This window comes from Janthinobacterium lyxosi (assembly GCF_051380665.1).
GTDB lineage: Bacteria > Pseudomonadota > Gammaproteobacteria > Burkholderiales > Burkholderiaceae_D > Janthinobacterium.
The window spans coordinates 92411-111566 of the sequence record NZ_JBNYXM010000004.1; the positions used below are offsets into that span (position 1 = coordinate 92411).

Sequence of the window (19156 nt, forward strand, 5' to 3'; positions counted from 1 at the left end):
CGTACAGATGAACGAGGGGCGCGCCGCAGCTGTGGGCTACGGCGCATCCATCAGCGATAAGGTGCGTCGGCGGCGCGCGCAGCGGCGATGTCATTTTCATAACGATCACCCACGGCCAGCAACATCTCTTTCGTGTAATACAAATCCCCGCGTTTCTCGCCGTGGTATTCCAGGATTTGCGTCTCGACGATCGAATCGACCGGGCAGGACTCTTCGCAGAAACCGCAGAAGATGCACTTGGTCAAGTCGATATCGTAGCGCGTGGTGCGGCGCGAGCCGTCGTCACGCTGTTCCGATTCGATCGTGATGGCCATCGCCGGGCAAACCGCTTCGCACAGTTTGCAGGCGATGCAACGTTCCTCGCCGTTCGGGTAGCGGCGCAGCGCGTGCAAGCCACGAAAACGCGGCGAGATCGGTGTCTTCTCTTCCGGGAATTGCACCGTAATCTTGCGCGAAAACATGTACTTGCCTGTCAACGCCATGCCCTTGATCAGCTCGCCTAACAAGAGGCTGCTGAAGAAATCTTTTACCTTATCCATTCGTATGCACTCTCTTACTTCCAAATATTCCAGGATGTCTGCATCCAGGCAGCGACGAAGACCAGGTAGACCAGCGTCAACGGGATAAACACTTTCCAGCCGAGGCGCATGATCTGGTCATAACGGTAGCGTGGGAAAGTACCGCGCACCCAGATGAACACCGACACGATGAAGAAGGTTTTTGCAAACAGCCAGAAGAAGCCGCCGAAACCACCCCAGAACTCAAGGAAAGCAAACGGTGCGGACCAGCCACCGAGGAACATGATCGAAGCCAGGGCGGCGATCAGGATCATGTTGGCGTATTCGGCCAGCATGAACATGGCGTAGGCCATGCCCGAGTACTCGACCATGTGACCGGCAACGATTTCCGACTCGCCTTCGACGACGTCGAACGGGTGACGGTTGGCTTCAGCCAGGCCCGACACCAGGTAGATGACGAACATCGGCAGCAGCGGCAGCCAGTTCCACGACATGAAGTTCACGCCCTTGTCGGCGAAGAAACCGATTTGCTGGCCGCCAACGATGTCGATGAAGTTCAGGCTGCCCGAGACCATCAGCACGATGACCATCACGAAGCCCATCGGGATTTCATACGAAATCATCTGTGCCGAAGCGCGCATGGCGCCCATGAATGAGTACTTCGAATTCGAGGCCCAGCCGGCGATGATGATGCCGTAGACTTCCATCGAGGTAATCGCCAGCAGCAGCAGCAAGCCCGCGTTGACATTGGCCAGCACGGCTTCCGGACCGAACGGCACGACCGACCAGGCGGCCAGGGCCGGCATGATGGTCATGATCGGGCCGATCACGAACAGGCCCTTGGCGGCCTTGGCCGGGATGATGATCTCTTTGAACAAGAGTTTCAGCGCATCGGCGATCGGTTGCAGCAAGCCCAGCGGGCCTACGCGGTTCGGGCCGACGCGAATCTGGATCCAGCCGATCAGCTTGCGCTCCCACAGGGTGGCGTAAGCAACCAGACCCATCAGCGGCAACAGCACGCACAGGATCTTGATCAGGGTCCAGAAGAACGGCCAGGTACCGCCCAGCAAATCCTGGCCGGTACTGTTGATGACGTTTACAAATTCAGGCAGAGCCATCAGATTTTCCCCTCTGCTGTTTCAACTGTGATGTCACCGAACATGCCGCCAAGCTTTGCTGTCGAGGCATGCGCCGCCGACACTTTGACCACATTGGCTGGCAGGCCGGCATGGATTGCCGCCACCAGGATGGCGCTGCCGGAGCCTTGCGCCACTTTGACCTTGTCGCCCGCCTTGATGCCCAGCTTTTCAGCCAGCGCCAGGGACAGGTGCGCTTGCGGCGCGGCGCCATCGACCGTGCGCAGCAGCGGTTCAGAGCGGCGGACCAGCGCGTCGGCAAAGTAGATCGGCACGTCGGCGATGCGTTGCAGCGCAAGCGACGCCGGTGCGTACGTCGCCGCTTCCGGTGCGTTCTTGGCGATGTTGTTCAGCTGTGCCGACAGATCGGTCACACCAAAGCCAAACGCTTCGTCGCGGATCGCTTCCGAGGTGTCGTAGTCGAAACCGGCCAGGCCCAGGATGTTGCCCAGGACGCGCAGCACTTTCCAGGCTGGACGGGTATCGGCCAGCGGTTTGACGGTGCCATTGAAGCTTTGCGCGCGGCCTTCGCAGTTGACGAAGGTGCCCGAGGTTTCAGCGAACGGGGCGATCGGCAGCAAGACATCGGCGTAATCCATGCCGTGCTTGAAGGCAGACATGGCCACGACCATCTCGGCGCCGTCCAGGGCGGCGCGGGCCGCTTGCGGATTGGCGGCATCGAGTTCCGGCTCGGCGTGCAGCAGCACGTAAGCTTTTTTCGGTACGGCAAAGGCGGCTTGCACGTTGGCGCGCGGCTTGGCGACCAGGTGCGCGCCAACCGTGTTGGCCGCTTCCGTCAGGTAACCGAGCTTGGCGCCCGTCTGTTCGGCGATCCATTGCGCGGCAGCATGCAGTTGCGACGCTTGCGGGTGTTGCGTTGCCGCGTTACCCAGCAGCACGGCGCCGTTGTCGCCAGCCATCAGGCTGGCGGCGATGGCCACAGCCACGTCCGAAGCAATAATCGCTTCAAAACCGTTTGGCGCGGCGATTTCTTTCGCTTTGGCAACAGCAACGACCACTTCCGACAAGGCCGCCAGCCAATCACCTGGCGCCACGATCATCTTGTTGGCGATGGTGATCAGTTGATCATCATCGGAGGCATGCAGGATCGACAGCTTGGCGCCGCCCTTCACGGACGCGCGCAAACGCGTCGCCAGCAATGGGTGATCCTTGCGCAGGAACGAGCCGATGACGAAGGCGCGCTTGATCTGGCCAAATTCGTTGATCGGCATGCCCAGCCATGGTTTCACACTTGCGTCGAGCGCGAAGTCGGTCTGGCGCAGGCGGAAGTCGACGTTCTCGGAACCGAGACCGTGGGCCACTTTCTGCAGCAGGACCAGCTCTTCGACGGTCGAATGCGGCGTTGCCAGCGCGGCGATGGCGTCGGCGCCATGCTCGTGCTTGATATTTTTCAAACCGTGCGCCACGTATTCCAGCGCCGTTTGCCAATCGACTTCTTTCCACTCGTTGCCCTGTTTCAGCATCGGGGAAGTCAGGCGTTCGGCACTGTCCAGCGCTTCGTACGAGAAACGGTCCTTGTCCGAGATCCAGCACTCGTTGACGGCTTCGTTTTCCAGCGGCAATACGCGTTTGACCTTGCCAGCTTTCACTTGCACGATCAGGTTCGCGCCCAGGCCGTCATGTGGGCTGACCGATTTGCGGCGCGACAGTTCCCACGTACGGGCGCTGTAGCGAAACGGTTTCGAGGTCAGTGCGCCAACCGGGCACAGGTCGATCATGTTACCCGACAGTTCGGAGTCGACCGTCTGGCCGACAAACGACACGATTTCCGAGTGTTCGCCGCGGCCAATCATGCCCAGCTCCATCACGCCGGCCACTTCCTGGCCAAAGCGCACGCAGCGGGTGCACTGGATGCAGCGCGACATTTCTTGCATGGAGACCAGCGGACCGGCTTCCTTCGGCTGCACCACGCGCTTGTCTTCCTTGTAGCGCGATTCGCTCTTGCCGTAGCCCACTGCCAAGTCTTGCAACTGGCATTCGCCGCCCTGATCGCAGATAGGGCAATCGAGCGGGTGGTTAATCAGCAAGAATTCCATGACCGACTTTTGCGCCTGCACAGCTTTATCGCTGGCGGAGCGCACGATCATGCCGGCACTGACCGGGGTCGCACAAGCGGGCAAAGGCTTGGGCGCCTTTTCCACTTCGACCAGGCACATGCGGCAGTTCGCTGCGATCGACAATTTCTTGTGATAGCAGAAGTGCGGAATGTAGGTTCCCAATTTGTTGGCGGCGTCCATCACCATGCTACCAGCAGGGACTTCGACTTTTTTGCCGTCTATTTCGATTTCAACCATGGTGATCGTTACCTGACGCAGCTTAGATATATGCGGGCACTAAGCAATGCTTGTGCTCGATATGATATTCAAATTCTTCACGGAAATTCTTAATGAAGGCCCGTACCGGCATGGCAGCCGCATCGCCCAGCGCGCAAATGGTGCGGCCCTGGATGTTGTCGGCGATCGAGTTGAGCATGTCCAGGTCGTCTGGACGACCCTGCCCCTGCTCGATGCGGTGCACCATGCGGTACATCCAGCCTGTGCCTTCACGGCAAGGCGTACACTGGCCGCACGATTCTTCAAAATAGAAGTAGGACAGGCGCTCCAGCGCCTTCACCATGCAGCGTGTTTCGTCCATCACGATGACGGCGCCCGAACCCAACATCGAACCGGCTTTCGCGATCGAGTCATAGTCCAGGTCGGTCTGCATCATGATGTCGCCGCGGATCACCGGCGCGGACGAGCCGCCAGGGATCACGGCCTTGATCTTTTTGCCACCGCGCATGCCGCCTGCCAGTTCCAGCAGTTTGGCGAACGGGGTGCCGAGCGGCACTTCGTAGTTGCCCGGTTTTTCCACGTCGCCCGAGATCGAGAAGATCTTCGAACCGCCATTGTTCGGCTTGCCCATCGCCAGGTATTTCTCTGGACCGATGTTCAGCACGAAGGGCACGGCCGCGAAGGTTTCCGTGTTGTTGATCGTCGTCGGCTTGCCGTACAGGCCAAACGAGGCAGGGAAAGGCGGCTTGAAGCGCGGCTGGCCTTTCTTGCCTTCCAAAGACTCCAGCAGGGCCGTTTCTTCGCCGCAGATGTAGGCGCCATAACCATGGTGCGCATGCAACTGGAACGAGAACTCGCTGCCCATGATCTTGTCGCCCAGGAAGCCGGCGGCACGCGCCTCTTCCAGCGCTTCTTCGAAACGGGCGTACTCGGCCCAGATTTCGCCGTGGATATAGTTGTAGCCGACAGTGATGCCCATCGCATAAGCGCCAATGGCCATGCCTTCGATCAGGGCATGGGGATTGTAACGAATGATGTCGCGGTCCTTGAAAGTGCCCGGTTCGCCTTCATCTGTATTGCAGACGAGGTATTTTTGACCCGGGAACTGGCGCGGCATGAAGCTCCACTTCAAGCCGGTAGGGAAACCCGCGCCGCCACGGCCGCGCAAGGACGAAGCCTTGAGGTCGGCGATGATCTGTTCCGGCGTGATGTTCTCTTCCAGGATACGCCGCAGGGCGCTATAGCCGCCGCGGTTCACATAATCTTGCAAATGCCAGTTCTTGCCATCCAGATCCTTCAGGATCAATGGATCGATATGGCGGTTGTGGAGTGACGTCATTTCTTGAGTTCCTCCAGCATGGCGTCGATTTTCTCGTTCGACATCCAGCTGCACATGGTTTTATTACTGACCAGCAAGACAGGCGCATCGCCGCAAGCACCCATGCACTCGCCCTCAACCAGGGTGAACTGGCCATCGGCGGTGGTTTCGCGGAAATCGATACCCAGTTTCTGCTTCAGGTAGTCTGCAGCGCGCACGCCGCCCGACAGGGCGCATGGCAGGTTGGTGCACACGGTGATCTTGTGCTTGCCCACGGGTTTCACGTTGTACATATTGTAGAACGTGGCCACTTCCTGCACGGCAATCGCCGGCATGCCGATGTAATCGGCCAGTTCCTTCATGGTTTCCGGCGCCAGCCAGCCCAGTTCATCCTGGGCATGGGCCAGCGCGGCCATGACGGCCGACTGACGCTGGTCGGCCGGGTACTTGGCCAGCTCGCGGTCAATTTTCTTATAGCATTGCTCTGATAACAACATACTTTTTGCCTCTTAGCGGTCAATACTGCCGAACACGATATCTTGCGTCCCGATGATGGTCACGGCGTCGGCAAGCATGTGCCCACGCGCCATCTCATCGAGCGACTGCAAGTGGGCGTAGTCTGGCGCGCGCAGTTTCATGCGGTACGGCTTGTTGGCGCCATCGGACACCAGGTACACGCCGAACTCGCCCTTCGGATGCTCCACGGCGCTGTAGGCCTCGCCTGGCGGCACGTGGAAACCTTCCGTAAACAGCTTGAAGTGGTGAATCAAGGACTCCATGTTGGTCTTCATGTCGACGCGACCCGGAGGCGCCACCTTGCGGTTGCTGGTCATGACAGGACCTTCATTGTTGCGCAGCCACTCCACGCATTGCTTGATGATGCGGTTCGACTGGCGCAGCTCTTCCACGCGCACCAGGTAGCGGTCGTAGCAATCGCCGTTGGTGCCGATAGGAATGTCGAAGTCCATCAGGTCGTACACTTCGTACGGCTGTTTCTTGCGCAAGTCCCACTGCACGCCCGAGCCGCGCAGCATGGCGCCCGTAAAGCCCATGGCCAGCGCATCTTCCGGCGAGACCACGCCGATGCCGACGGTACGCTGCTTCCAGATTCGATTATCGGTCAACAGCGTTTCGTACTCGTCCACCGAATTCGGGAAACGACGCGCGAAGTCTTCGATGAAGTCCAGCAGGGAACCCTGGCGGTTTTCATTCAGCTTGCCGATCGCCTTGGCGTTGCGGATGATCGAGGCCTTGTGCTGCGGCATCGAATCCGGCAGGTCGCGGTACACGCCGCCCGGACGGTAGTAAGCCGCGTGCATGCGCGCGCCCGAGACTGCCTCGTAGGCGTCGAACAAGTCTTCGCGGTCGCGGAAGCAATACAGGAACGGCCCCATGGCGCCAACGTCCAGCGCGTGGGTGCCGAGCCACATCAGGTGGTTCAGGATACGCGTCATCTCGTCGAACATGACGCGGATGTATTGCGCGCGCAGCGGCACTTCCAGGCCCAGCATCTTTTCGATGGCCATCACGTACGCATGTTCATTGCACATCATCGACACATAGTCGAGACGGTCCATGTACGGCACGGATTGCAGATAGGTCTTTTGCTCGGCCAGCTTTTCGGTAGCGCGGTGCAGCAGGCCGATATGCGGGTCGGCACGCTGGATGACTTCGCCATCCATCTCCAGCACCAGGCGCAGCACACCGTGCGCAGCCGGATGCTGTGGCCCAAAGTTCAGGGTGTAGTTCTTAATCTCAGCCATTATTTCATCCCGTAATGTTCTTCGCGGATCACGCGCGGCACGTTTTCCCGCGGCTCGATCGTCACGGGCTGGTAAATCACGCGCTTTTGTTCCGGATCGTAACGCATCTCGACATAGCCGGAGACGGGGAAATCCTTGCGGAACGGATGGCCGATGAAACCGTAGTCGGTCAGCAGGCGGCGCAAGTCGTTGTGGCCTTCGAAGAGGATGCCCAGCAGGTCGAACGCTTCGCGCTCATACCAGTTGACCGCACGCCAGATGTTCACCACGGAGGGCAGCAGCGGCATGTCGTCGTCGGGCGCGAACACGCGCACGCGCACGCGCCAGTTGTGCTTGACCGACAACAAGTGCGAGACGGCCGCGAAACGCAGGCCATCCCAGCTACCGTCGCCATAGGTCGAGTAGTCGACGCCGCACAGGTCGAGCATTTGCTCGAAATGCAGGGTCGGATCGTCGCGCAAGGTCTGCATCACGGCCAGATAATCCTCGGCCTTGACGACCAGGGTGACTTCGCCCAGTGCAACAGTCGTGCTAACGCGATCGCCCAGGGCAGTGCCGAGGGCGTTTTGCAATACTTCTAAATGTGTAGTCATAATCTGAAGCGGCCCGGTTAGCGTGCGATCGTGCTGGTACGCTTGATCTTGTTCTGCAACTGCATGATGCCGTACAGCAAGGCTTCAGCGGTCGGAGGACAGCCAGGCACATACACGTCGACGGGCACGATGCGGTCGCAACCGCGCACCACAGAATAAGAGTAATGGTAGTACCCGCCGCCATTGGCGCAGGAACCCATCGAGATGACCCAGCGTGGCTCTGCCATCTGGTCGTAGACCTTGCGCAAGGCCGGCGCCATCTTGTTGCACAGGGTGCCGGCAACGATCATGACGTCGGACTGACGCGGCGACGGACGGAACACGACGCCGAAACGGTCCATATCGTAGCGGGCTGCGCCCACATGCATCATTTCGACCGCACAGCAGGCCAGACCGAACGTCATCGGGAACATAGACCCGGTGCGCGCCCAGTTGATCAGCTTGTCGGCCGAGGTGGTGATGAAACCTTCGCTTAATACGCCTTCAATAGCCATGGCTTATTCCCAGTCAAGGGCACCTTTCTTCCAAATGTACCAAAATCCGACCACGAATTCAGCGATGAACACCATCATCGTGACGAAACCGGCCCAGCCCAGGTCGCGCATTGCAACGCCCCATGGGAAAAAGAATGCCGTTTCCAGATCGAACAAAATAAACAGGATTGCGACCAGATAGTAGCGCACATCAAATTTCATGCGCGCGTCTTCGAATGCTTCAAAGCCACATTCGTACGGGGAGAGTTTTGCTGCGTCAGGTTTGTGAGGACCTAACAGGCGCCCCAGGAGCTGGGGAGCGATACCGACACCAAGGCCGATAATAATGAACAGCAGGACGGGGAAGTAATTTTCGAGGTTCACGATTGATAAGCTTATATTGAACGATCGGTTAAATGAGGACGCTGCGATCATTTGCAGCGTATCTAACGCACGACCCCAATCAAAGCTAAGACCAGGATCGAACGACACATCCTCGTAAAAAAAGCCAGCAACTTTGTACGAGCCATGGCTCGTGCGCCGTTGCTGGCTTCTGATTTCTGGTGCCGACGACGAGACTCGAACTCGTACAGCTTGCGCCACTACCCCCTCAAGATAGCGTGTCTACCAATTTCACCACGTCGGCGGTAAGGCCCGTATTCTACTCTGCTTTGCCGCTAAAGTTAATGCACAAATGCATCAAAACACAGATAAAAACGATAAATTTTTACATCTTCCAGCGCGCCACGATTTTTTCCTGCCGCGCCGCCAAAACATTGAGCAATAATCTGCTCGTAATGAGAATTACTCTCGATGAGGTATCAAGATACTCATCAGCGACCACTCAGTTACTATCCAATTACTTCGGAATCGCGCCGGCCGGGGTGCTGGCAACCGGTGCCGCCGCCGCCGGAGCGCTGGCCGCCGGTGCTGCAGGTACCGTCGTCGGGATTGCGCCCGCGCCGGTGACTGGCACTGGCTTGACGACCTTATCCATCACGCCGCCGCCGACGGTGGTGGCGCGCTGATTGGCCATCAGCGACAGGGCCAGGGTGGCGCCGAAGAAGATCGCGGCAGCAACGCCCGTCGATTTCGACATGAAGTTCGACGAACCCGTCGCACCGAACAGGCTGCCCGAGGCGCCCGAACCGAAGGCGGCACCCATGTCGGCGCCCTTGCCGTGCTGCAGCAACACCAGCGCGATAATCGACAATGCCGAAATAACCTGTACTACCACTACCAGATTGAACATCATGTTCATTGCAATTCCATTCTTAGTTTAAATTAATTCAATCAGCGGCGTGAATAATTGCCAGGAAATCCGCCGCCTTCAATGCTGCCCCACCGATCAGACCGCCATCGATATCCGGCATCGCCATCAATTCTTTTGCGTTCTCCGGCTTCATGCTGCCGCCGTACAGGATTTGCACGCCGGCCGCCGCTACCGCATTCTTTGCCGCCAGTTGGCCGCGCAATACCTGATGCACGTCCTGCGCCATTTGCGGCGTGGCCGTCTTGCCCGTGCCGATGGCCCAGACTGGCTCGTAAGCCAGCACCAGTTTCGCCACGTCGTCGATGGAAATCGCCGCCAGCACGGCACCCAGCTGCTGCGCCACCACGGCGTCGGTCTGACCCGCTTCGCGCTGCGCCAGCGTTTCGCCGATGCAAACGATAGGCGTGATGCCTGCCGCCAGCGCGGCAACCGTCTTGGCCGCCACCTGCGCATCGCTCTCGCCGTGGTAGGCGCGGCGCTCGGAATGCCCGATCACCACATAGCCGCAGCCAAAATCCTGCAGCATGGCCGTCGAGATTTCTCCCGTGTAGGCGCCACTGGCGTGCGCGGACACATCCTGCGCGCCCCAGCCAAGAGCCGAGCCTGCCAATTGCGCCTGGCACTGCGCCAGATACGGCGCGGGCACACAGACGGCGCTGGCGACGCCAGAGGCAGTCAGGCCAGCCACTATTTCAGACAATAACACCGCGTTCGAGGTGCGACTGCCGTTCATTTTCCAATTTCCGACGACGAGTTTGCGACGCATAGTAGCCTAAATTCTAATAACCCGTCATTCTAACTCCGGCACCGATGCCGGTCAAACAGGCAGTGCCCCGTTTCAAACAACTTGCAACATGATCTTGCCCACGTGCGTGCTCGCTTCCATCAAGGCATGCGCCTCGTTGGCTTTTTCCAATGGGAAAGTTTGATAGATCACGGGCTTGATCTTGCCCGCCTCGATCAGGGGCCAGACGGTCGTGCGCAGATGGTTCGCAATGGCCGCCTTGAAGGCGACGGGACGGGGGCGCAGGGTCGAACCGCTGACGCTCAGGCGACGGCGCAGCACCTGCCCCAGGTCCAGAGTGGCCTTGCTGCCGCCCTGCACGGCGATCAGGCCGATGCGGCCATCGTCGGCCAGGCAATCGATTTCGCGCGGCAGGTAATCGCCGCCCACCATATCGAGGATGACGTCGACGCCGCGGCCAGCGGTCAATTCCTTGACGACGGCCACGAAATCTTCCGTGCGGTAATTGATGCCCCGTTCGGCGCCCAGCGCTTCGCAGGCGCGCGCCTTCTCGTCGCTGCCCGCCGTGGCGAACACGCGGTGGCCGAGCGCGGCCGCCAATTGAATGGCCGCCACGCCGATACCGGACGTGCCGCCCTGCACCAATAACGTTTCTCCATCGGCCAGGGCGCAACGGTCGAAGACATTGCTCCAGACGGTAAAGAAGTTTTCCGGCAGGGACGCGCCCTCCAGCGCCGTCAAGCCTTGCGGCAAGGGCAGGCACTGGCCGGCGGGCGCGGCGCAGTATTCGGCATAGCCGCCGCCCTGCACCAGCGCGCAGACCAGGTCGCCTTTTTTGAATTCAGTGTTGCTAAAGTCGCCATCGACGACTTCGCCCGCCACTTCCAGGCCAGGCAAGTCCGACGCGCCGGCGGGCGGCGCATACTTGCCCAGGCGCTGCAACACGTCAGGGCGGTTGATGCCGGCCGCGTGCACCTTGATCAGCAGTTCGCCCGCCTTGTATTGCGGCATGGGACGTTCGGCGATCTGCAAAACGTCGGCGGGACCTGGCTGGCTGATGGCAACTGCACGCATGGCGGGACTCTTTCAAGGGAAAACGGCGATTGTACGCCAAGCCGCCCACCCTTGCTGAGGGCATCCCCCTAAGCGCCGCCCGTCTTCGACTGGCGCGGCAAGGGCATGCCCGGCTTCCATTTCGCCGACAGGGCCTGTCCTTCCTCGACCTGCTCATGCGTCATCTTGCGCACCACGGCGGCGCGCTGGTCGGCCGCATTCGCGTTGCCATTCGCTGCCGCCAGGTTCCACAGCATGTAGGCGATGACATTGTCCTGCTGCACGCCGCCCATATGGTAGCGATACATCAGGCCCAGCACCTGCTGCGCCTCCGCATGGTTCTGCTCGGCCGCCTTGCGGAACCAGCCCACGGCCTGCTTGTGGTCCTGCAGCACGGCGTTGCCCGTGTAATACATGGCGCCCACCACATACTGGGCATCGGCCTTGCCCTGCTCGGCCGCCTTGCGGTGCCAGAACATGGCTTGCTTGTAATCCTGCGGCAAGCCACGCCCCATGTAATACATCAAGCCCAGCAGATGCTGGGCATCGGCGTTGCCGGTCTTGGCAAGGGGCAATATTTCCTTGTAAGCCAGCGCGTAATTCTTGTTGTTGTAGGCGCTGGCGCCTTCGGCGAAGCCGGCCCGCGCGGGTAGCTGTATCGTCAACAGCATGAGTAATGTAATGATCAGTTTTTTCATCGGAATGGGATGTGGTCTGACTGCTTTTTCTTGTTCTGCCAATAAGGCCTGCGGCAGGATGCTTTTATTTCCAGCTTACTTTGCCCAAGCCCTCGACGCTGACATCGCGGTTGGCCGGCTTGCCGTATACCACCACCGAACCGAGTCCGCTCAGGTTCAGCTTGGCATTCGTATGGGCATTCACCGTGGCATTGCCGAGGCCGCTCAATTCCAGGTTGACGGCGTCCGCTTCGAATTGCTGCGCATTCAGGCTGCCCAGGCCGCCCAGGCTGGCTTTCAGGATACGCCCGCGTCCGCCCAGCACCACCGAGCCCGCACCCTGCAAGTCCAGCTCCGCGCGCTCATTGTTGCCGATCCAGAGCTGCATGCTGCCCACACCGCCCAGGCTGGCATTGAGCTTGCGGTAGTCGCCCACCAGCTTGATGCTGCCCGCCCCTTCCAGCGACAGAGTCAGCTCCTCGCCCTTGAAACCCGTGATATCCGTGCTGCCAAAGCCTTCCGAGCTCAGTTCGCGCAAGTTCGGCAAGACCAGGTCGGCGCGTATCGACGAGGGGCCGATCTTGAAGCCGCGCACTTCCGTTTCGATGTGCAGGGTATCGCCGCTTTGCGCCGTGCTGACATCGGCGATGTAGCGCTTGTCGGCCGTGATGCTCAGCGAAGGCACATTGCCCTGGCGAATGCGCACTTCCATCACGCCATCGAGCTTGACGCGCACTACGCGGGCATCGATATTGCGCATTTCCAGCAAGCGGGTCTCGGCGGCCGCGCCGCGCACCAGGCCCAGTGTCGCCAGGAACAGCAGCGCCAGTTGCAGTGTCTTTTTCATGTAATGCATCCTCGGTATCTTGTTTTTATCTGTCTGGTCGCCCGCCGGGGGCGCCTGCATTGCTCGCGCAGCATCACTGTAGCAGCGCCGAAAATTGCTGACAATCAATTATGCAAAATGGGCTTTTTCTGCGGCGCTCAAGCGCTTGGCCTTGACCACCACCACGTGCATGGCAGCCTTGTTCGCTGGCGCGACCGTGGTGGCGGTGGAACTGGCCACTTGCAGGGCCGGGGTGGCCGGGGCGATGGCGTAGCAGCTGACGCTGAGCAGGATGGCGGCGGCAACGGCAATGATTTCCATGTTTTTAGCGACGTTCATTTGAATCTCCTCGGGTGTCTGGCAGTGGGCTTGCGGTATGGTGTCACTATAGCCATACCGCCCCCGGCCGACACGCCGATTGCGACGAACTGCGCTTTTGGCAGGCTGGCCTGACAAAAACGCGGATGAACGTGCCGAATAAGCGTCGCGGATAAACGTCCCGACTGCTGAACGTTTAAAACTCTTCCCACTCGTCGGCGCCGGACTTGGCCGCCTTGCGGGGCTTGGCCGGCGACAGCGCGCGGGCCGGCGCGCGCGGTGCAGGAGCGGCTGGCTTCGCCTTGAGGCGCGTCACGGGCGCAGACGCCGCGCCAGCACCCGCATCACCGAGGCGGAACATGCCGACCGCCTGCGCCAGGTCCACCGCCTGCTCCTGCAGGCTTTCCGCGGCAGCGGCGGCTTGCTCGACGAGGGCCGCGTTTTGCTGCGTCATGGTATCCATATGCGTGACGGCCGTATTGATCTCGCCGATGCCGGCGCTCTGTTCGCGGCTGGCCACCGTAATCTCGCTCATGATGGTCGTCAATTGCTGCACCGAGGCCACCACCTGATCCATGGTCTGGCCCGCTTCATCGACGAGCCTGCCGCCGGCATCCACCTTTTCCACCGAGTCGCCGATCAATGCCTTGATTTCCTTCGCCGCGCCAGCCGACCGTTGCGCCAGGTTGCGCACTTCGGATGCCACCACGGCAAAGCCCCTGCCCTGCTCGCCCGCGCGCGCCGCCTCGACGGCCGCGTTCAGGGCCAGGATATTCGTCTGGAAGGCGATGCCATCGATCACGCCGATGATGTCGACGATCTTGCGCGAGCTTTCCTGGATGCCGGCCATGGTGCCGACCACTTGCTGCACCACCCTGCCGCCCTTGGCCGCCACTTCCGAGGCGGACACGGCCAGCTCGTTGGCCGCATGCGCGTTTTCCGCATTCTGCTTGACGGTCGAAGTCAGCTCATCCATCGAACTGGCTGTTTCTTCCAGCGCGCCCGCCTGCGCTTCCGTGCGTGATGACAGATCGGCGTTGCCGGCGGCAATGTCCGCCGACTCGCTGCGCACCAGGGTGCTGATGCTGCGGATCTGCACCAGCACGGTGGCGATCTTTTCGACGAACAAATTGAAGGCCTTGGCGATCTGCGCCAGTTCGTCAGTGCCTTGCGCGTCGAGGCGGCTGGTCAGGTCGCCATCGCCCGTGGCGATCGCTTCCATCGCATCGCGCACCAGGCCCAGGCGGCGCAAGGCGCGCGCCACCAGCGCGCTCAATGCCGTGGCGGCCAGGACCAGCACCAGCAGGGCCGTCAGGGCCGAGGCGCGCAGCATGGAGCTCAGGGCTTGCGTGGCTTCCGAACGGTCGAGCACGGTAGCCAGCAGCCAGTCGCTGCCCGGCACCTTACTCACATGCAAGATACCATCGCGCTCGCCGAGGCGAATGGCGGCACCGTCGCCGCTCTTTTCAATATTGCCCAGCGCCTGCGCGCTCAAGCCCGGGTCCAGCTCGGCCAGCGGCTTCAGGGTCAGCTTGCCGTCCGGGTGGGCGATGATCTTGCCGCCGCCATCGACGAGGAAGGCGTAGCTGGACGCCGTTGGCTTGATCGAGGCGACATTTTGCACCACCGCATCCATCATCACATCGGCCGCCAGCACGCCTGTCACGCTGCCCTTGCCGCCCAGCGGCTCGGCAAACGTCACCACCAGCTTGCCCGTGCTGGCGCCGATATACGGCGCCGTGATGACGGGCCCGCCCGCTTCGGAGGCCAGCTTGTACCAGGGCCGCGCCGTGGGATCGTAGTCGGCGGCGCGCTGGCGCTCCTGCGAAAAGACGGCGTGCTTGTCGGCAAAGCCGATATACGCCATGTCAAAGGTGCCCGCCTGCTCGGCCGCCTTCAGGGCCGGCAACGGATCGGCCGCCGTGGCGCCCTGCTTGAGCGAAGCCACGACGGCTTGCTTGGAACGCAGCCATTCGGCGATGGCCTGCGCATGGCTGTGCGACAACTGCAGCATCTGCGTGTCGAGCGCGGCCAGGGTGCTTGAGCGCGTAGTGTAGAAATTGGCAATGGCGACGGCCAGCATGGCCAGCACGACGATGGAAACGGCGATGGCGATCAGCCGCGCCTTAAGGGAGGACAACATGGTGCATCCAATAAAAAAGAGAAAATCGGGAGGGATGCGCCATGGTCGATGAATAAGTTTTTGTCGTCAAGCAATACCGACTCTCAATTACCCACAAACAACAATTGATACCTTATATTAACTATATCCCAACTACATCTCACCGCGCAGCTTGCGCAAGGCCGGCGATTCGCCGCCCGTCGCTTCGATGCGGAAGCGCGCAAATGCCTGCTCCAGCTCAGGGTACTGGCGCAAGCGGCCCTCGGTAAAGTAGTGCCCACCCGGGATATCGCCCCACGGCAACGGCACGGTCATGGCGCCGGCGGCGGCCTGCGCCAGCAGTGGCCCCAGCGCGCTGCGCAAATCGGCCACCTCGCCGTCCACGGGTGCCAGTCGGGCCAGCCATTGTTCCAGTTCGGCGGCATGGGCTTGCAAACGCTGTTGCTCCATCATCTCTCCTCAATTCTTGATCGTGCCGATCAGCACGGGGACTGACCATAAGCTACGGTTGGGTAGTAAATACTGTTGCGCCCCGCCACGGCGGCGCACCAGACCGCCCAGCTCTTCCGTCGGCGCCACCTGGCTGACGAACACGTTGACGGTGCCCTTGGGCATGATCTGATACACATCATACAGCGGCGCCTCGCTCTTCAGGGGCAAGCCGAAGCAGTCGGCCAGGCTGGCGCAGCGACCCGAGGCCAGCTGCAATTGCGCGCTGGTGGTGAAATACGGCGAATATGGCGACACATTCTGGCCATGCGGCACGATCTTCACCAGCGCGGCCGACATGGCCTGCAGGTCCGGCAAGGTGCTGCCGGAAGCGAGCTGCTCGACCGCGCGCGCATAAATCGTCTCGGCCGGGGCGGCCGGATCGGCGCTGCGCAGTTCGCGCAGGAACTGCTGCCCCGGCCCGCTATCGAGGTAGGGATCGATCGCTTCCCGCGGCAAGCCCGCCGTCTTGAAGGTGCTGAGGTCATTGATTTCGCGCACATGCACGGCGCGCAGGACCTCGATATCCTGCGCCGGCATGGCCGTGGATGCGGCGGCGATGGGGATGGGCAGCGGCACCGGCGTCGGCGTGGGCGCGTTGTCCAGCTGGGCCCGGACGCCGGGCGCGACGGCAAGCAGAAAGGCGGCGGCCAGCCCGCAGAATGTGCGCATGCTGCATCTCCTTGGAAGACTCGTTCAGGGGAAGATCCCATTCCGAATCTACAAGGCGTAAAACTGGCCACTGCGAGCTGGATCAAGGCCGATGCGCAAAGCGGCATCTACCTTGATGCAGCACAAACGCGGCGCAAAAAACCGCCAGGGCTTGCGCACTGGCGGTTTTTGAGCATACGGACTAATCCGCCATCAGGCGAACTTAAGCGGCTGGCGCTTCGTTGCCTTCAGCAGCTTTCATCGACAGCTTCAAGCGGCCGCGGTCGTCCGTTTCCAGCACTTTAACGCGTACCAGCTGGCCTTCTTTCAGGTAATCGGCCACGGCGTTGACGCGCTCGTTGGCGATCTGGCTGATGTGCAGCAAGCCGTCCTTGCCTGGCATGACTTGCACGATGGCGCCGAAGTCCAGCAGTTTCAGCACGGTGCCTTCGTAGGTCTTGCCCACTTCGACGGAAGCGGTCAGTTCTTCGATGCGGCGCTTGGCTTCCTGGCCGGCAGCGGCGTCGACGGAAGCGATGGTGACCACGCCTTCGTCGCTGATGTCGATCTGCGTGCCCGTCTCTTCGGTCAGCGCGCGAATCACGGCGCCGCCCTTGCCGATCACGTCACGGATTTTTTCCGGGTTGATCTTGATGGTGATCAGACGCGGTGCGAAATCGGACAGTTCGGTTTTGACATGCGGCATGGCTTTTTGCATTTCGCCCAAGATGTGCTCGCGGCCTTCCTTGGCTTGCGCCAGTGCCACTTGCATGATTTCCTTGGTGATGCCCATGATCTTGATGTCCATCTGCAGCGCCGTGATACCGTTGCGGGTACCGGCTACCTTGAAGTCCATGTCGCCCAGGTGATCTTCGTCGCCCAGGATGTCGGACAGCACGGCAAACTTGCCGCCTTCCTTGATCAGGCCCATGGCGATACCGGCCACGTGTTCTTTCATCGGCACGCCGGCGTCCATCAGTGCCAGGCAGCCGCCGCAGACGGAAGCCATCGACGAGGAACCGTTCGATTCCGTGATTTCCGATACCAGGCGCACCGAGTAGCTGAACTCTTCAGCTGCTGGCAGGGCGGCGATCAGCGCGCGCTTGGCCAGGCGGCCGTGGCCGATTTCGCGGCGTTTTGGCGTACCGACACGGCCCGTTTCGCCGGTGGCGAACGGAGGCATGTTGTAATGCAGCATGAACGAATCGGTGAACTCGCCCATCAGCGCATCGATCTTCTGGCTGTCGCGGGCGGTGCCCAGGGTGGCGACGACCAGCGCTTGCGTTTCGCCGCGCGTGAAGAGGGCCGAACCGTGGGTGCGTGGCAGCACGCTGGTGCGAATCGAGATCGGACGCACGGTACGCGTGTCGCGGCCGTCGATGCGTGGCTCGCCGTCCAGGATTTGCGTACGCACGATTTTCGCTTCGATGTCGAACAGGATGTTGTTCACTTCGGCGCTGTCGATGGATGCGCCGCCGGCAGCAGCCGCTTCGGCCGACAGGTCAGCGATCACTTCCGACGTCGCAGCTTTCAGCTTGGCCGTACGCTCTTGCTTATCCTTGGTTTGATACGCATCATTGATCTTGGCGTTGGCGAAATGCGCGACGCGGGCGATCAATGCTTCGTTTTTCGGCGCAGGCGCCCATTCCACTTCCGGCTTGCCGCCGTCACGCACCAGGTCGTGAATCGCGTCGATGACGACTTTCATCTGCTCGTGGCCGAAGACCACGGCGCCCAGCATGATTTCTTCGGACAGCTGTTTCGCTTCCGATTCGACCATCAGCACGGCCGTTTCGGTACCGGCGACAACCAGGTCCATTTCCGACGTTTTCAGCTGCTGGACGGTCGGGTTCAAGATGTACTGGCCATTCGCGTAACCGACGCGCGCAGCGCCGATCGGGCCACTGAAAGGCACGCCCGATACGCACAGGGCAGCCGATGCGCCTATCATGGCGGCGATGTCCGGATCGATTTCCGGGTTGACCGACAACACGTGAATGATGACTTGCACTTCATTCAGGTAGCCTTCCGGGAACAGCGGACGGATAGGACGGTCGATCAAACGGGATGTCAGTGTTTCTTTTTCGGAAGGACGGCCTTCGCGCTTGAAAAAACCGCCCGGGATTTTGCCGGCAGCATAAGTTTTTTCAACATAATCAACCGTCAAAGGGAAGAAATCCTGGCCTGGCTTGGCATCTTTGCGTGCCACCACCGTTGCCAGAACGACGGTATCTTCGATCGACACCAGCACTGCGCCGGATGCCTGACGTGCGATTTCGCCGGTTTCCAGGGTCACTTGGTGTTGACCGTACTGGAAGGTTTTCGTAACTTTGTTAAACATGGGGTATCCCTTTTCTAATTGCCGACAGATTTTCAGGGGCTGTCGTTCACCTCACCACAGGCGGTGGAAAAACCGTTGCCGCCTTTACTACTTTACTTTTAAAACATGATATCGGTAAGAGAATACTTTACTTACAGATATAAATCCGGAATTCAAATGACAAAATGCCCGCGTCAGCGAACTGGCGCAGGCATTTCTGTATAAACCTTGTACGGCAAAAATTACTTGCGCAGACCAAGTTTAGCGATCAGGTCGCGATAACGGGTAGCGTCTTTAGCCTTCAGGTAGGACAACAGGCTCTTACGACGGTTGACCATCATGATCAGGCCGCGGCGGGAGTGGTGATCTTTCGAGTGGGCTTTGAAGTGGCCGTTCAGTTCGTTGATGCGAGCTGTCAGCAGTGCAACTTGCACTTCAGGGGAGCCGGTGTCGTTTTGACCACGTGCGTTGTCCGCGATGATAGCGGCTTTGTTGATGTTTTCTACTGTCATGATAAACCTTTCACATGCGGTGCACAGAGTCTGAACCCTATCCACCGTGAACTACGATTATTAAAATACTGGCCT

At 60.4% G+C, this 19156-nt stretch carries 20 protein-coding genes and 1 tRNA gene; all 21 read right to left on the bottom strand.

The features are described from left to right. Positions 1-50: 50 nt before the first annotated feature. On the bottom strand, positions 51-539 hold the full coding sequence (nuoI, locus tag ACQ4WP_RS05110) for an NADH-quinone oxidoreductase subunit NuoI (protein WP_010399726.1): 489 nt from the start codon (positions 537-539) through the stop codon (positions 51-53). 14 nt (positions 540-553) lie between these two features. Beyond that, positions 554-1636, bottom strand: a complete 1083-nt coding sequence (gene nuoH / locus ACQ4WP_RS05115) for an NADH-quinone oxidoreductase subunit NuoH (RefSeq protein ID WP_436518979.1) — start codon at positions 1634-1636, stop codon at positions 554-556. After that, entirely contained in the window at positions 1636-3969 is a 2334-nt protein-coding gene (nuoG, locus tag ACQ4WP_RS05120; protein WP_436518980.1) for an NADH-quinone oxidoreductase subunit NuoG, read from the bottom strand. Before nuoG ends, nuoH begins: the two co-directional genes overlap by 1 nt. A gap of 22 nt (positions 3970-3991) precedes the next feature. Further along, entirely contained in the window at positions 3992-5287 is a 1296-nt protein-coding gene (gene nuoF / locus ACQ4WP_RS05125) for an NADH-quinone oxidoreductase subunit NuoF (protein WP_436518982.1), read from the bottom strand. Then, complete coding sequence (nuoE, locus tag ACQ4WP_RS05130) at positions 5284-5763, bottom strand: NADH-quinone oxidoreductase subunit NuoE (protein ID WP_034749989.1); 480 nt, start codon at positions 5761-5763, stop codon at positions 5284-5286. The genes nuoF and nuoE overlap by 4 nt, the downstream gene beginning before the upstream one ends. Positions 5764-5775: 12 nt before the next feature. Beyond that, positions 5776-7029, bottom strand: a complete 1254-nt coding sequence (locus ACQ4WP_RS05135; protein ID WP_436503223.1) for an NADH-quinone oxidoreductase subunit D — start codon at positions 7027-7029, stop codon at positions 5776-5778. Further along, on the bottom strand, positions 7029-7622 hold the full coding sequence (locus tag ACQ4WP_RS05140; protein WP_099763027.1) for an NADH-quinone oxidoreductase subunit C: 594 nt from the start codon (positions 7620-7622) through the stop codon (positions 7029-7031). The genes ACQ4WP_RS05135 and ACQ4WP_RS05140 overlap by 1 nt, the downstream gene beginning before the upstream one ends. Before the next feature lie 17 nt (positions 7623-7639). Next, a complete protein-coding gene (locus ACQ4WP_RS05145) occupies positions 7640-8116 on the bottom strand; it encodes a NuoB/complex I 20 kDa subunit family protein (protein WP_010399733.1) in 477 nt (158 codons plus the stop codon). A 3-nt stretch (positions 8117-8119) separates the two neighbouring features. Beyond that, positions 8120-8479: an NADH-quinone oxidoreductase subunit A gene (locus tag ACQ4WP_RS05150; protein WP_071076971.1), complete on the bottom strand. Its 360-nt coding sequence runs from the start codon at positions 8477-8479 to the stop codon at positions 8120-8122. Positions 8480-8656: 177 nt separating this feature from the next. Beyond that, positions 8657-8741 (bottom strand) — tRNA-Leu (locus ACQ4WP_RS05155). A 213-nt stretch (positions 8742-8954) separates the two neighbouring features. Further along, positions 8955-9356, bottom strand: coding sequence for a preprotein translocase subunit SecG (gene secG / locus ACQ4WP_RS05160; protein WP_035820525.1), 402 nt, complete (start codon positions 9354-9356; stop codon positions 8955-8957). Positions 9357-9384: 28 nt separating this feature from the next. Further along, positions 9385-10134 (bottom strand): triose-phosphate isomerase, encoded by a 750-nt coding sequence (gene tpiA / locus ACQ4WP_RS05165; protein WP_436518984.1) that lies wholly within the window; start codon positions 10132-10134, stop codon positions 9385-9387. A gap of 72 nt (positions 10135-10206) precedes the next feature. After that, a complete protein-coding gene (locus tag ACQ4WP_RS05170) occupies positions 10207-11187 on the bottom strand; it encodes an NAD(P)H-quinone oxidoreductase (RefSeq protein WP_436518986.1) in 981 nt (326 codons plus the stop codon). Positions 11188-11255: 68 nt separating this feature from the next. Beyond that, a complete protein-coding gene (locus tag ACQ4WP_RS05175) occupies positions 11256-11864 on the bottom strand; it encodes a tetratricopeptide repeat protein (RefSeq protein ID WP_436518987.1) in 609 nt (202 codons plus the stop codon). A gap of 64 nt (positions 11865-11928) precedes the next feature. After that, entirely contained in the window at positions 11929-12690 is a 762-nt protein-coding gene (locus ACQ4WP_RS05180; RefSeq protein WP_426070614.1) for a GIN domain-containing protein, read from the bottom strand. A gap of 108 nt (positions 12691-12798) precedes the next feature. Next, a complete protein-coding gene (locus ACQ4WP_RS05185; protein ID WP_436518989.1) occupies positions 12799-13008 on the bottom strand; it encodes a hypothetical protein in 210 nt (69 codons plus the stop codon). A 175-nt stretch (positions 13009-13183) separates the two neighbouring features. Next, a complete protein-coding gene (locus ACQ4WP_RS05190) occupies positions 13184-15130 on the bottom strand; it encodes a methyl-accepting chemotaxis protein (protein ID WP_436518991.1) in 1947 nt (648 codons plus the stop codon). Positions 15131-15262: 132 nt separating this feature from the next. Next, positions 15263-15562: a hypothetical protein gene (locus ACQ4WP_RS05195; protein ID WP_436518993.1), complete on the bottom strand. Its 300-nt coding sequence runs from the start codon at positions 15560-15562 to the stop codon at positions 15263-15265. 6 nt (positions 15563-15568) lie between these two features. Next, complete coding sequence (locus tag ACQ4WP_RS05200) at positions 15569-16270, bottom strand: hypothetical protein (protein WP_436518994.1); 702 nt, start codon at positions 16268-16270, stop codon at positions 15569-15571. Positions 16271-16472: 202 nt separating this feature from the next. Next, on the bottom strand, positions 16473-18590 hold the full coding sequence (pnp, locus tag ACQ4WP_RS05205) for a polyribonucleotide nucleotidyltransferase (protein ID WP_353660744.1): 2118 nt from the start codon (positions 18588-18590) through the stop codon (positions 16473-16475). 221 nt (positions 18591-18811) lie between these two features. Continuing rightward, positions 18812-19081 (bottom strand): 30S ribosomal protein S15, encoded by a 270-nt coding sequence (gene rpsO / locus ACQ4WP_RS05210; protein ID WP_010399743.1) that lies wholly within the window; start codon positions 19079-19081, stop codon positions 18812-18814. Positions 19082-19156: the final 75 nt, after the last annotated feature.